12 protein-coding genes are annotated in these 13,278 nt (G+C 62.6%); all 12 read left to right on the top strand.

Annotation, left to right across the window (positions count from 1 at the left end):
* Positions 1-24: 24 nt before the first annotated feature.
* Positions 25-1,134, top strand: coding sequence for a phosphotransferase family protein (locus tag FHU31_RS30035; RefSeq protein ID WP_167164879.1), 1,110 nt, complete (start codon positions 25-27; stop codon positions 1,132-1,134).
* Complete coding sequence (locus tag FHU31_RS30030; RefSeq protein WP_167164877.1) at positions 1,131-2,135, top strand: spirocyclase AveC family protein; 1,005 nt, start codon at positions 1,131-1,133, stop codon at positions 2,133-2,135. The genes FHU31_RS30035 and FHU31_RS30030 overlap by 4 nt, the downstream gene beginning before the upstream one ends.
* Positions 2,136-2,209: 74 nt before the next feature.
* On the top strand, positions 2,210-3,820 hold the full coding sequence (locus tag FHU31_RS30025) for a phytoene desaturase family protein (protein WP_167164875.1): 1,611 nt from the start codon (positions 2,210-2,212) through the stop codon (positions 3,818-3,820).
* A 743-nt stretch (positions 3,821-4,563) separates the two neighbouring features.
* The gene (locus FHU31_RS30020) at positions 4,564-5,547 is read left to right on the top strand and encodes an MlaE family ABC transporter permease (RefSeq protein ID WP_234901748.1); all 984 of its coding nucleotides are present in this window, start codon (positions 4,564-4,566) and stop codon (positions 5,545-5,547) included.
* 92 nt (positions 5,548-5,639) lie between these two features.
* Positions 5,640-6,419 carry an ABC transporter permease gene (locus FHU31_RS30015; protein WP_167164873.1) on the top strand — a complete coding sequence of 260 codons (780 nt, stop codon included), beginning with the start codon at positions 5,640-5,642 and terminating at the stop codon, positions 6,417-6,419.
* Between the two features lie 23 nt (positions 6,420-6,442).
* Positions 6,443-7,519 (top strand): MlaD family protein, encoded by a 1,077-nt coding sequence (locus FHU31_RS30010; protein WP_167164871.1) that lies wholly within the window; start codon positions 6,443-6,445, stop codon positions 7,517-7,519.
* A complete protein-coding gene (locus FHU31_RS30005; RefSeq protein ID WP_167164869.1) occupies positions 7,516-8,523 on the top strand; it encodes an MlaD family protein in 1,008 nt (335 codons plus the stop codon). Before FHU31_RS30010 ends, FHU31_RS30005 begins: the two co-directional genes overlap by 4 nt.
* The gene (locus tag FHU31_RS30000) at positions 8,520-9,482 is read left to right on the top strand and encodes an MlaD family protein (RefSeq protein WP_167164866.1); all 963 of its coding nucleotides are present in this window, start codon (positions 8,520-8,522) and stop codon (positions 9,480-9,482) included. Before FHU31_RS30005 ends, FHU31_RS30000 begins: the two co-directional genes overlap by 4 nt.
* A complete protein-coding gene (locus tag FHU31_RS29995) occupies positions 9,452-10,600 on the top strand; it encodes an MlaD family protein (protein WP_409371217.1) in 1,149 nt (382 codons plus the stop codon). Before FHU31_RS30000 ends, FHU31_RS29995 begins: the two co-directional genes overlap by 31 nt.
* A gap of 8 nt (positions 10,601-10,608) precedes the next feature.
* Positions 10,609-11,592: an MlaD family protein gene (locus FHU31_RS29990; protein WP_208411638.1), complete on the top strand. Its 984-nt coding sequence runs from the start codon at positions 10,609-10,611 to the stop codon at positions 11,590-11,592.
* Positions 11,589-12,545 (top strand): MlaD family protein, encoded by a 957-nt coding sequence (locus tag FHU31_RS29985; RefSeq protein ID WP_167164862.1) that lies wholly within the window; start codon positions 11,589-11,591, stop codon positions 12,543-12,545. The genes FHU31_RS29990 and FHU31_RS29985 overlap by 4 nt, the downstream gene beginning before the upstream one ends.
* Positions 12,546-12,584: 39 nt before the next feature.
* The gene (locus tag FHU31_RS29980; protein ID WP_167164860.1) at positions 12,585-13,211 is read left to right on the top strand and encodes a hypothetical protein; all 627 of its coding nucleotides are present in this window, start codon (positions 12,585-12,587) and stop codon (positions 13,209-13,211) included.
* Positions 13,212-13,278: the final 67 nt, after the last annotated feature.

Below are 13,278 nucleotides of genomic sequence, written 5' to 3'. Positions count from 1 at the left end.
TGACAGCGAAAGAGAGTTGGAGTAATGGCGCTGAAGAACACCATCGACACCGAGGCGGCCTCTGCGCGTATCGCGCAGTGGATGGAATCGAAAGTCGTTGAAGCTACGTCCCTGCGAGTGACCGACCTGGTCGTCCCAGCGTCCGCCGGGATGTCGAACGAGACGGTTCTGTTCAACGTGGAATGGGTGGGTGCGGACCGGTCGCACAGTAGAGGGATGGTGGCCCGGGTTCAGCCGGCGGGGCCCGGGGTGTTTCCGTCCTACGACTTGAGCAAGGAAGCGCGGGTCTTGACGGCGCTCGGTGCGCACACCGATGTTCCGGTCCCCGAGATCTTCTCCTACGACGACGCTCCAGCGGTCTTCGGCTCGCCCTTTCTGGTGATGGCCCGCGTCGACGGCCGGGTGCCCTCCGATGACCCTCCTTTCACCGCCGGCGGATGGGTGCTCGATCTCACCGCAGAGCAGCGAAGGCTCATGTGGCAGAACAGTATCGCCGCCATGAGCCGAATTCACTCGACCGATTGGCGAGGTATCGGGCTGGGATTTCTCGACAACGGTGAGCAGGGTGCCGTGGCCGCGCAGATCGCCCAATGGCGGGACACCTTCGCCTGGGCAGCCGAGGGTGAGGCGAATCCCACGATTGAGCGAGGACTCGACTGGCTGGCCGACAACGGGCCCGCCGACGAGGGGGCGAAGGTGCTCAATTGGGGAGATGCCCGCGTCGGGAACATCATCTTCGGTGACGATCTCTCGGTGGCAGCCGTCCTGGACTGGGAGATGGTGAGTGTGGCGCCGCGTGAGGTCGACTTGGGATGGTGGCTGTTTCTGATGCGCCATCACACGGAAGGGATCGGTCTTCCGCTGCCCGACGGTGTGCCCACCCGTGAAGAGACGCTGGCGCTGTACGAATCGGTCAGCGGGCACACCCCGTGTCACGTCGGCTACTACGAAGTGTTGGCGGCGACCAAACTGTCGATCATCATGGTCCGGGCCGCCCACATGATGATCAGTATGGGGCTCCTGCCCGCGGACTCGCCGATGGCACTGAGCAACCCGGCCAGCCAACTACTCGCCCAGCTTCTCGAGTTGCCCGCACCGACGGGACTCACCACCACCTTCATGGGTAACCGATGACGAAGGTCGGGGGTGGCCTCACGCTTGGCGATACCGCTCAGATGCGGTCTGGGCAGACCCGGCCGGCGGACACCCGGGAACTGGGCGGTGGGGTGTCGTTGTGGGCACTGCTCGGCGTCTTCTGGATCCTGTTCGTCGGGCAGGCCTGGACCCGTTGGGCGCTGTCCGACGACCAGTTCGCGCCGGCACCGATCTTCGGCCCCGACACGTTCTCGGATAGCTCCCTGGCGGTGCTGCGGATCATCGAACTGGTGAGTCTGGTCATCGCGGCAGTGACCATCTGGACGTTTCTCATCCGACCGCTATGGCGTCAAAGGCAATTGACTCTGGACGGCATGATCGTCATCGGCTCGCTGCTCGCCGCCGGCATCGATCCGATGATCAACTACTTCCACTACACCTTCGCCTGGAATGCCCACGCGCTGAACCTCGGTTCCTGGCTGGCGTTCTTCCCGCTGCATCAGGGCCCCACCCGCTATGCGGAGGGAATCGCCTGGTTCGTGCCCCAGTACCTCTACTTGGGGATAGGGCTGGCGGCCATCGAGTGCAAGATCATCCTTGCACTGCGGCGGCGCCACCCGGGGATAGCCAACATTCGTTCGTTCAGTATGGCCTTCGTCGTGATCCTGTTGCTGGATATCGTGATTGAACAGCTGTTCGTGCGGACTCAGGTCTACGCCTTCCCACGTACGTGGGATGCACTCACCGTGTTCGCGGGAACGCAGTACCAGTTTCCCGTGTACGAGAGCGTCTTCGTAGCCGCCTACGCCGCAGGCTTCACCTATCTGCGGATGTCGGCTCACGACAGTCCTGACGGGCTGCCCTGGGTGCATCGCGGAATTCAACGCTGGTCACCACGACTGCGGACGCCGGTCAAGCTGTTGTCGATCGTGGGGTTCTGCGCGGTATGGGCGGCCCTGAGCTACTTCATTCCGTGGAGCTGGATGTCGGTGAACGCCGATTCGATCATCTCCGTCCCGACTTTCATGATGCCGGGCTGAACGGCACCGACGTCGCCGGACCTGCACGGCGAGCGCAGGCTCTCCGACACCAATCCGAAAGAGTGATAGACAATATGCAACCACAATCCACGTCCACCCGGGCCTTGCCGCGGGAAGCGGACTACGTGATCGTCGGCGCAGGGCACAACGGTCTGACAGCCGCGTGCTATCTGGCTAAGGCGGGCCACTCCGTTGCCGTCCTGGAGGCGTCTCCAACCGTCGGTGGAATGACGTCGACCAACGCCACGCTGCCGAGTGCGCCCGGGCACCTGTTCAACGAAGGGGCCATCCAACTCACCGGAATCTTCCGGTTATCCGGCGTCGCTGAGGAACTCGAACTGCACAAGTACGGGCTGAGGCAGATCTCGGTCGACCCCGCGCACGTGCAGCTGGCGCCGGATGGGAGTTCACTGGCGATCTGGAAAGATGCCAGTCGCACTGCCGACGAACTGCGACGGTTCTCTCCGCGAGATGCCCGGGTGTGGCTCGATCTGGCCAACGCGCTTGATCCTGCGATGGATCTGGTTGTCGCCTACATGAAGTCGCATCCGTTGCGGCCGTGGAACAAGGAGATGGCAAAGGCGGTAGCGCGCGCGGCGCGACATCCCAAACAGCTGTGGTCGCTGCGCCAGCTGGCGACCGCGTCGCACACCGAATTCCTGGAAGAGAACTTCGAGTCCGAACTGCCCAAGGGCGCCTTGGCGGCGATGGCTGCCTTCTCCCAGATGCGATTGGACATGACCGCGTGGGCGATGATCTATCTCGGCGTGGTCCAGAAGGTGGCCAACGCCATGCCTGTCGGAGGTACCGGGGCCTTGCCGGCCGCACTACACCGTTGCCTGCTCGCACACGGCGGGACGGTGCACACCGACACCCGGGTGCACGAGTTGTTGATGGAATCGGACCGCGTCGCCGGCGTGCAACTTGAAAGCGGTCAGGTGGTGAAGGCACGGAACGCGGTGATCACCACCTGCAATCCCGTGATCACATTGAACCAGCTTCTGCCAGAGGGTGTCTTGGACAGCCGGCTCTCAGCACGCGCCAGGGATATCCCGATACGCAAAACGCACGCCACCTCACTGAAGATCAATGTCGCGATCAACGGGGAGGTGTCCATGCCGCGCCACGAGAAGTGGCGCGGTGACGGACTGGACCTGCGCAAGTACCTGGTGGCCTGGCATACCCTCGACGAGCAGGACGCCGGGTGGAACGCCCTGGTGCGAGGGGAGTGGCCTGACCCGGTCCCGGTCAGCTGCGCGATCATTCCGTCAGCTGTGGATCCTACGCAGGCGCCTCCGGGCCGCAGCAACCTGTGGTTGTGGTCCGGTGTCATCCCTGTGACGCCCGCCGAGCCTTGGGGAGACGTACGTGACAAGATCGGGGACTCGGTACTCCGGGATAGCGCAATGTATTACGAAGGACTCGAGTCTCTGGAGATCGACCGCGCGGTATTGGGCGGGCCGGATATCGAGCAACGCTTCAATGCCCCCGCCGGCAACGTCTATCACGTTGACCCTCTCATCACGCGGTTCGGGCCGCTGAAGCCGGCTGCCGGGTTTGGCGCCTACCGAACTCCCGTGAAGGGTCTCTACCTCAGCGGTGCCGGGACGCACCCGGTGGGTGGAGTATGTGCACTGCCCGGAAAGCTTGCCGCGCAAACTGTTCTGCGTGATCAGGCGAGGTAGCAGGGCGCAGTACGACCGAAGTGTGCCGGCTGCCACCTGTGCCTGCAGGTGGCAGCCGCGCAGTGGCAAGTCAGGTCGAGACCGAGATTGGCGGTGGTCGGTGCTGCATTGATGGGGCGCATCGCCTGGGGTGACCGCGGTGGTATCCGTGCCGATTGTCCGGGGCCCGCTATCACGTTCGGCGGAACGTGCGAGACGTACGGAGATTTGCTCACAGCCCTCTCCTGCTTCTCGATCTGACGGATCGGAACACGCGCGAGATCTTCTGGAGGCTTTCTTCTGGGAGGTCATCGCGTGATGAATCATGCTTGAAATAACTAGCTCCGACCGTACTCCGCATAATGACAGCGAGGTCGTCACGCTCGATGGTGCCGGGCGATAGCAGGCGGGTCGGGGCCGGACGGACACTTGAGAATATTTGCTCATTGTGTTGACCGGGTGTGGTCTGAGTCATAGCATGGGCGAGTCCAATGGTTCGGCGAGCAAATGTTTTCAGCCATCGAATGGGGTTGGGCCGGAGCAGCAACGACGGGACGGTGGCCGTGGTGCCACCTCGCGAGACGGTGCTGATCGATCGAGGGGAGAGCAATGTCGAAGAGCGGTATTGGCGAGGGGGTGACGTGGCGGGGTGTTGGCCTGTCCGGCGCTCGTGGTACTTCGCTGTCAGCATCAATTAAAATTCGAATTCGAAATAAATTCGGCGCCGACGGTGCGACCGGGCTCCCTGCCGGGAACTGTGCGCGATGAGTGAGTTCGAACGTCAGGCAGATGATCTCGAAGCTATCCAGGCGCCCGACGAGATGCTCGACGGCACGGCGGTCGCGACGTTGGCCCGCCCAGTACCGCACATCGGGAGGGAGTCACCCAGGGCGAAACCGCGCGGCGGTCTCGGCGTCACCCTGTCGCTGGCGAAGACCGGCGCCAACACCTTCGCGAAGAAGGTCGGCTCCCTTCCAGCGCGTAGCGCTGCGACGATGGGACGCAGCGTCATTCTCGCGGCGTCGGTATTGCGATACGCGGTGACGGATACGTTGTCGTTGAAATTGTCTTTTGGTGAGTTGATCATTCAGGCTTGGTCATTGTTGAAGGTCACGGCGCTGCCGGCGATCTTGATGGCGATACCGTTCGGCGGCATGGTCGCGGTGCAGGTCTCCGGTCTTGTCAACGAGGTGGGGGCGAATTCGCTCGTGGGTGCCGTGACCGGCGTGGCGGTTCTGCGCCAGGGCGCGCCCGTGACGGCCGGGCTGTTGATGGGGGGCGCCGCGGCGGCCGCGATCGCGTCGGACTTTGGGGCGCGAGCGATTCGCGAGGAGTTGGACGCGTTGCGCACGTTGGGTATTGATCCCGTGCGCCGCTTGGTGGTGCCCCGGTTTCTGGCCTTGCAGTTGATCACCCCGATCCTCGTGGTGATCGTGATTGCCATGGGCGTCGGTGCGGCGTTCGTGATCGCCACGACGGTCAACGGGGTGACACCGGGCAGCTTCTGGCTGTCCTTCGGTTCATTCGCGAAGATGGTTGATCTGTGGTTCACCTTGGCGAAGGGCTTCCTCTTCGCTGCGATCGTGGCGGTGATCTCTGCTCAGCGCGGAATGGAAGCCAAAGGCGGGCCGCGTGGGGTGGCCGACGCCGTGAACGCCTCGGTGGTGCTCAACGTCATCCTGATCATCGGCGTCAACCTGGGGATCACCCAGCTGCAAACCATGTTCTTCCCGATGGCGGTGGCGTAGTGACAGTTTCGAGCCAAGTCAGGCGGTCGGCACCATCGAGGCTTCTCAGTACCCGCTGGTTGCCCACGCGCCATCTGTCGGAACCATTGCGGATGGCGGGCCAATGGGCGACGTTCATTGCGCAGACACTGTGGTTGCTGCCGATCACGGTGCGCAAGTACCGGCGCGAGACGCTGCAGGTGATGAACAACCTGGCCTGGGGCAAAGGGTCGATCGTCGTCGACGGCGGCGTCATCAGCGTGTTGGGGATTCTGGGTATCACCGTCGGCGCCATCGTGGCGATCGAGGCCTTTGCGACACTGAATCTGATCGGGCTGGGCGCCCTGTCCGGGGTGATCGGTGGCTGGGGCAACGTCCGGGAGATGGCTCCGCTGGTGGCCGGGGTGGCATTCGCCTCACAGGCCGGTTGCCGGATGACGGCCGAGATCGGGTCGATGCGCATCGCCGAGGAGATCGATGCCACCGAGGCGATGGGGCTGCGAGCTATTCCGTATGTCGTGGGAACCCGGGTGATCGGTGGATTGATCTGTGTCATACCGGGATTCCTGTTGACTCTCGTCGTGAGTTTCGTGACCTGCGATGTGGTGATCCGGATCCTCTACGGACAGCCCGGCGGCACCTACCATCATTACTTCGTCGAGTTCCTGACCCCGGGTGATATCGCTGCCTCGTTGTTGAAGGCGACCGTGTACTGCACCGCCGTGACGCTGATCCATTGCTATTACGGATTTTTCGCCTCGGGTGGTCCGGTGGGTGTCGGGGAGGCCTCCGGCCGGGCGATCCGGGCAAGCCTGGTCACGATCATGGTCCTCGATCTCACGACCACCATCATGCTGTGGGGTCTGCGCCCAGAGTTCGTGTTCAAAGGTTAGGTGAAGCTGCGGTGCTATTCCGAATGTCGGCGGATGCCGAGAGACGCAGGTTGATCGTCATCGGTGGGGCGGTGCTCTCGTGCTGCGCGTTGGTGTGCGCACTCGTGGTGACGAATCCGTTCCGAGGTCGCGCTTCCGACCGCATGTCGGTGGTGATGGATCTTCCGTATGTCGGGCAGGGGGTGGCCACCGGTTCTCCCCTGATCATGCACGGTGTCACCGTGGGGAAGGTGACATCGGTGTCGAGTCTGCCCAAAGGCACCGTGCGGCTCAACGCTGACTTGGAGTCCGCGCCCACTGCGAAACTCACCGATGCGCTGAAAGTGGATTTCCGGCCTGCCAACTACTTCGGTGTCACCGGCATCAACCTGATGCCGGGCGAAGGGGGCACGCGCCTGCACGACGGCGTGCGGATCACGACGGTCCCCACCGGAAACTTCACTCTGCAGGCGTTGCTGTCGCGGATGGGTGAAATCACCGACGGGGTGGTGACCCCGCAACTGGTGGACGTCATGAATCGGGCCACCCGCTACACCGACGGGCTCAACCCGCTGATCGAATCCATGGTGACGGCAGCCGAATCCGTGACGAAGGTGCAGACCGTCAGCACCGAACAGTTGCTGCGGAATGCCACGGGTATCAGCGTGGCGTTTCCGGGCTTCCTGGACGCGGCCACTGCCGCCGGGTACGGCTTCAACCAAGGGTCGGGGTTCGTCACCTTCAACGTCTCCGGTCGAGACGCACTGCCCGGACAGGACATGGTCGCCGTTCCTGGTCAGCCGCAGACCGAGGAGTACTGGCAGACCCGGTCCAAGGCGACGCTGAACGTCATCGCGAATGGACTGTTCGGCGCGCTGGGCAAGCTGTTGGCGTCTCATCCCGCCGACTTGCTTCCCTTGGTCAACGGGATCCAGAGCCTCACCGATACGGTGCCGGGCCTGATCCCCCCGGTGGGGCTCAACGACACGTTGGTGGAACTGCGGACCCGATTCGAAAGGCTCTACGCGGGCTCGCCGGAACAGCGGGCTTTGCAGGTGCATATCGTGCTGGACCAGATCCCGGGTGTGCAGGCTCCGGTCAGTGCTCTGGGGGGACCATGATCAAGCCCAAGGCTGCGTTGTGGCGATTCCTGGTGGCGAGTGCGCTGGCCGCGGTCATCTTCGTGCTGATCGTCAATGTGCTGCGGCAGCCGGTGGAAAGTGCCACGCGCTCCTACACTGCCGAATTCAGCGATGCCTCCGGACTGCACGTCGATGCCGACGTCCGGGTGCGCGGGGTTCGGGTCGGCAAGGTTGCAGACCTGCGTTTGATGCGCAAGGGCGGCCAGAGTATCGCCGAGGTCGATCTCAGCCTGGACCAGCGTTACACGGTAGTGCCGGCCACCAGGTTAGCCATCAAATACCAGGCGCTCACCGGGCTTCGGTATGTCGATGTATCGAATCCGGCGGAGCAATCCAATCCTGCGGATGCGGTGCACAGAGTTCCGATGAGTATGACGCAGCCGTCGTTCGACATCACGACGTTGTTCAACGGGCTGCAACCGGTCCTGGCGACGTTGAGTCCCGACGATCTGGACACCTTCACCGCGAACGCCGCGTCATTCCTGCAGGGCGATGGTGACGGGCTGGGGCCCATGCTCGACAGCATCCACAAGTTGACCGCGCTGGTCGCCGACCGTCAGCACGTGGTCGCCACCTTGATGAGCAATCTCAGCGCGATCGCCGACGGGCTGGGTGGCCACTCCAAAGACCTTGTGCAGGTGCTGGAGTGGTTGAACCGGCCACTGGACGCGGCGCTTTCGGTGCTCGACGAGTTCCGAAAGTCGGAGCTGTATGGGCCCAGTTTCACCTCTGCGGCCTTGCGCCTGCTGGAGAACGCCGGATTCTCCCCGGGCAAAGCTGACATAGACCAAGGAATCGACCGTGCCATCACCGTCTTCGACAATTACAGCGATGCGTTCAAGCGGGTGCCGGTGATCTGGGACAACGTCGAGCCACCGGCAGAAGACGGGCAACCGCAACCGTGTTCGAAGGGCCGCGCGCAGCTGCCCCAGTCGATGGATGTGTTGCTCAACGGTCAGCGGGTGGTCCTGTGCAATCGATGAAGATGCTCGGTAATCCGATGCTGTGGGGCGTGACCTCACTGGTATTGGTGGCTGTCCTGGCGGTGACGGCAGGCGCGGTGTATGTCAGTCCCCCCAATCAGCGGTCGGTCGTCTTCTACACCGATGACGCCGCCTCCGTGCGACCGGGTGACGGTGTGCGCATCGCCGGTATCACCGTCGGCAAGGTGGAGGACATGGCGATCGAGCCGAATCGTGTCCGGATCCACGCGAGCGTGGAGAAGGACGCGTTTGTCGGCGATCAATCCCAAGTTCAGGTCCGGATGCTGACCGTTGTCGGTGGCTACTACGTGAATCTGGTGTCCCTTGGTGACAAACCACTGGGAGACAAGCCCATTCCCGTGGACAGGGTCACGATGCCGTACAACCTGATGAAGACGTTGGCGGACTCGACGAAGATCACCGAGCACATCGATCCGAAGCCGATCCGCCAGTCTCTCGACGAGATCCAGGCCGGACTCAACGGGGCCAACGTCGACACCCTCAGCGCGGTGATCAGCGCCGGTGACGCGCTGACCCAGACCATCGACCGACAGCGCGGACAGGTGTCCGAAATCCTCGATCTCTCCGATGAATACATCGAGGCGCTGGCCAACTACCGTGACAAACTCAAAGAACTCGTCTCCAAGGTAGCAATCCTGGAACAGACACTGGTCCTGTACGGCAAGGGATTTGCCAGCTCGCTGAAGGGTCTGGGGGAGGTGTCCGACGCGTTCCTGGTCCCGCTCGGCAAGTTCTGGGTGAACCACCGTGAGGAGTTCATCCAGAAGGTCCGCGAGTGGCAGAACCGGGTGCGCCGCTGGGTGGACAACAACAGCAGGATCGTGCCCAGGTTGCGGCGGGTTCGCGACAAGATCGAACGTGTCCTGGACGCTCAAAACGCCCGCCCGGAACTCTTGGCCACCGATCTGTGTATTCCGATGCCAGGGAGCCCCTGCTGATGGGCGGCTATCTCAAGCGTGGAGTCCTGCGCGTCTGCGCGGTGACAGTGGTGAGCGCGGCGGTCGCGTGTGCCGGCTCGTCCTGTGCGTCCGAAACACGGGACGTCGTGTCCCAGTACTGCGCATTCATGCCCGACACCATCGGGTTGTACGTGGGTAATCCGGTCACCCAGATGGGCTATCCCATAGGAAAAGTCACCGCCATCACCCCCGGTGCCACGCAGGTACGGGTCGAGTTCTCGATGACCGAGCAGCGCACGCTGCCCAGTGACGTGAAAGCCATCATCCGCTCGCCCTCGATACTTGCCGACCGGTCGTTGGAACTGGTGGGCAACTATGCGGGCGGCGCGCAACTGAGCCGTGGGGACTGCGTCCCGCTGAACCGCTCGGTGTCTCCGAAATCACTGTCGGAGGTGATCGGATCTGCGGACACCTTCGTCAACGCGATCAATGCCGCCGGGTCGACCAACGTCGCCGACACCATACGCGGGGTGGATCAGCTCGCACATGGCAACGGAGCAGGGTTCGGGCAACTGCTCACCGTCTCCTCTGCCTTGCTGGACAGCCCCGATCAGGAGATCAGCAATATCGGCTCGATCATCCAGAACGTCGCGTCACTGACCACAGCGCTGAAGGAGATCAGGGGGCCGATGAAAGAGATCCTGCAGGACATGCCCGTCACCACGCCGGATCTGGTGACGGCGATTGAGGGGGCGGCGCGAATCGCCGGACCAGAGGGGTACGGAACGCTTGGTCCGCTCACCGAGATGGTCGGCGTGCTGCAGACCAGGCTGGGTGACGAAACTCAGATCACGTTGGATACGGTCAGCGACGCCGTGCGCAAAGTGGCGCCACACGCCAACCAGTTGGCAGCCCTGTTCAACGGTGTGCCCTGGTGGATCAACACCGCAGCGAATCATTTCAACGCCAAGCAATTCGGCACCTTCAACATCGCCTATCGGCCGCCGCTGTTTCGGGTTCCCACCCATGACGGGCTGGCGTTGTGCGGCCTGATGAACGCGTCGATGCCGGGTAGTTGCGCCGATGTCAACGGACAGCCGTACGCAGTCGATGTCGCGTTGCTGCAGTACGTACTTGCGCAAGCGAGTCATCAGTGATCCGCGCGATGGCAGTGGCGACCGTCGGCATCTCCGCCACCTTGGTGCTCTCGTCGTGCGCCTCCATCACCGTTGACGCACTACCTCAGCCGGGTGGTACCCACGGTGCCGGCTATCAGGTGGTCATTGAATTCGCCAATGTGTTGAATCTGCCGGACAGGGCGAAAGTGGTGCAGGATGGCACGACGGTCGGTGTGGTCACGAACGTCGCCTTGAAAGACGATCACGTCGACGTCGCGATACAGATCGACGAGGGCGTTGCGGTGCCGTCCAATATTCGTGCCACGCTGCAGCAGTCGACGGTGCTCGGCGACACCTACGTGGCCCTCGAGCGTCCGGAAGCCGACGACACGGCGAAGGCCGTGCCGGCAGGGGGACGAATTCCCCTGGCACAGAGCACATCGCCGCCCCAGCTTGAGGACACGTTGGCCAATCTGGCCAACTTCGTGGGCAGCGGAGCCATCCAGCGCGCGCAGAACACCATCATCGGGTTGAACCACGTCACGCCGGCCAGACAACAGGATCTGCGCTCCATGGTCAGTCGTGTCACCACGGATCTGAGGGACCTGTCGGACAATATCGACACCGTAGACACATGGTTGGACGGGGTTTCGGGCACCGTGGACGTGATGCACCGTAACCTTCCCGCCTACCAGTACTGGTTCTCACCGGCCGGCATGACCGGTTTCGATCGGGCAACCGTGGCGGCAAGTTATATCGGAACCGTCGTTCCTTCTGTCGGCAGCATCTACAGCGGTGGATTCTGGCTTGTGCCACTACTGGATTCGCTGGGCAAGGCCGTGGGTGCTGTGCAGCAGAGCAAATGGGACTTCGAGCGTGAGGCACCCGCCTGGCGCAAGTTGTTCATCGAGGACTTCTTTCCCGTGGACAAGAACCCGGCGATCAACATCACCTCTATCACCGGACCGGATGGTCGGGAAATGATCGGAAATGTCCAAGATGTGCTGCGGATCCTGGGGGCGACGCCATGAGAACCGTCAAGAACATCGCGTCCTTCGGCGCGTTCGCGGTGATCATCGCGACGGCTTCGGCGTACATCGGATCACTGGGCCTCTGGATGGGGCCGCCCGAGAATCGAATCAACCTGTCGATGGCGGTCCCCGAGGTGAAGGGTCTGGTCGTCGGCTCCAGTGTGTTGTTGCGTGGCGCGACCGTAGGGAAAATCACCGGCATATCGTCCTCGGTCGACACCGCCACCATCGATTTCTACGTCGATGGCGATCAGCGCATACCCGTCGACAGTGATGTGCGGTTGGACAACCTGTCTGCGCTCGGAGAGGCTTATGTGGGGTTCTTGCCACGCACCGACACCGGACCGGTGCTGACCGACGGCCAGCACATCGCGACGGACGCGATCACGGTGCCGCCGTCGATCTCACAGTTGGCCACCAGCGTGGTGCGTGTGCTCAACCAGATGGATCCGGATCAGCTCAAGCGGATCCTCGACGAGGCCGATGCGGGCCTGCCCGATCCGGGCAAAGTGCTGCCCAACCTGTCCCGGGCCAGCCTGCTGACCCGAAACATGGTGGCCGGCATGAACGGTCAAGGGCAACAGGTGCTCGACAATTTCCAGACCCTACTGCAGAACGCAGACTGGGTCGGTCCCACACTCGCCGAATCCGCCCCGTCGCTTCGGGCCGCGGGACCACCGGTGTCGCACATTTTCCAAGGCATGATGAACACCGTCGCGTGGAACAATCCCGACAACATCAATCTCTTCCAAGATTTCTTGGCGCGTGTTCAGAGCTTTCTGGACAACAGGGCGCCCGACCTCCAAGTCGTCGGTAATGCACTGCTGCCGCAGTTCCAGGGAATAGGTGGGGCGTTGATGAACTTCGACACGGCGCAGATTCTCTCGAATGCGTTGTCGGACATACCGGAGGAGGGGGCGATCACACTTCATGTCACGATCCCCGATCCCTAGATCGAGGCCCTGTTCCGAAAATCTCAAGGAGGAAATCCCATGTCCGTGATCGACACTGAAATCGACAGCGCAGCAACAGAGTCCGACGACAAAGTGAACGATGGCATACCGGCGGCGGCCAAGGTGGCGGAACCCACCAAGGCGCCTCGACAGGTATCACTGTCGTTGCGCACCGTGGCCGTAACGGCCACGATCCTGTTACTGGCCGCGGCGGTCGGTGTGCTGGGTTGGCTGTATATCGGTGTGCAGGGAACGCTCGATGCGCAAGCGCGCGCGTCCAGCAACAGGGACAAAGCCGAGAATGTCGCTGCCGACTATGCGGTGAACGCCGCCGGCATGGACTATCAAGACTTCAACGCTTGGAAGGTCAAGTTGGTCAACGGTACTTCTCCTGAACTCAAGGACAAGCTGACCAAAGCTGCCGACTCGATGGAGCAGGTGCTCGCTCCGCTGCAGTGGAAGTCGACTGCCAGGCCGCTGGCCACCAAGGTGCGCTCGGAAGTCGGAGGCGTCTACACCGTTGACTCTTTCGTCAGTGTGCTGACCAAGACCATGCAGGCCCCAACCGGGTTGCAGTCCACGGCCACCTACAGCATCACCATCGACAGCAACAACAACTGGCTGATCACCGATGTGGGTGGTATCGATGCCGCCCTCGGGAAATAGGTCAGGACCGCCGTGTCCGGTAAAACCCCGAAGTCACCTGTATGGAACCGGACTCCGGTCGCGGCAG

This window comes from Mycolicibacterium fluoranthenivorans, from assembly GCF_011758805.1.
Classification (GTDB): domain Bacteria; phylum Actinomycetota; class Actinomycetes; order Mycobacteriales; family Mycobacteriaceae; genus Mycobacterium; species Mycobacterium fluoranthenivorans.
Note: the sequence above shows the minus strand (reverse complement) of the source record. Positions and strands in the feature narration are given on the sequence as shown.

What these genes read in the sequence shown, in the direction of transcription:
- FHU31_RS30035 (WP_167164879.1), top strand. Translation starts at nt 25, where the DNA reads ATGGCGCTGAAGAACACCATCGACACCGAGGCGGCCTCTGCGCGTATC.
- FHU31_RS30030 (WP_167164877.1), top strand. Translation starts at nt 1,131, where the DNA reads ATGACGAAGGTCGGGGGTGGCCTCACGCTTGGCGATACCGCTCAGATG.
- FHU31_RS30025 (WP_167164875.1), top strand. Translation starts at nt 2,210, where the DNA reads ATGCAACCACAATCCACGTCCACCCGGGCCTTGCCGCGGGAAGCGGAC.
- FHU31_RS30020 (WP_234901748.1), top strand. Translation starts at nt 4,564, where the DNA reads ATGAGTGAGTTCGAACGTCAGGCAGATGATCTCGAAGCTATCCAGGCG.
- FHU31_RS30015 (WP_167164873.1), top strand. Translation starts at nt 5,640, where the DNA reads ATGGCGGGCCAATGGGCGACGTTCATTGCGCAGACACTGTGGTTGCTG.
- FHU31_RS30010 (WP_167164871.1), top strand. Translation starts at nt 6,443, where the DNA reads ATGTCGGCGGATGCCGAGAGACGCAGGTTGATCGTCATCGGTGGGGCG.
- FHU31_RS30005 (WP_167164869.1), top strand. Translation starts at nt 7,516, where the DNA reads ATGATCAAGCCCAAGGCTGCGTTGTGGCGATTCCTGGTGGCGAGTGCG.
- FHU31_RS30000 (WP_167164866.1), top strand. Translation starts at nt 8,520, where the DNA reads ATGAAGATGCTCGGTAATCCGATGCTGTGGGGCGTGACCTCACTGGTA.
- FHU31_RS29990 (WP_208411638.1), top strand. Translation starts at nt 10,609, where the DNA reads ATGGCAGTGGCGACCGTCGGCATCTCCGCCACCTTGGTGCTCTCGTCG.
- FHU31_RS29985 (WP_167164862.1), top strand. Translation starts at nt 11,589, where the DNA reads ATGAGAACCGTCAAGAACATCGCGTCCTTCGGCGCGTTCGCGGTGATC.
- FHU31_RS29980 (WP_167164860.1), top strand. Translation starts at nt 12,585, where the DNA reads ATGTCCGTGATCGACACTGAAATCGACAGCGCAGCAACAGAGTCCGAC.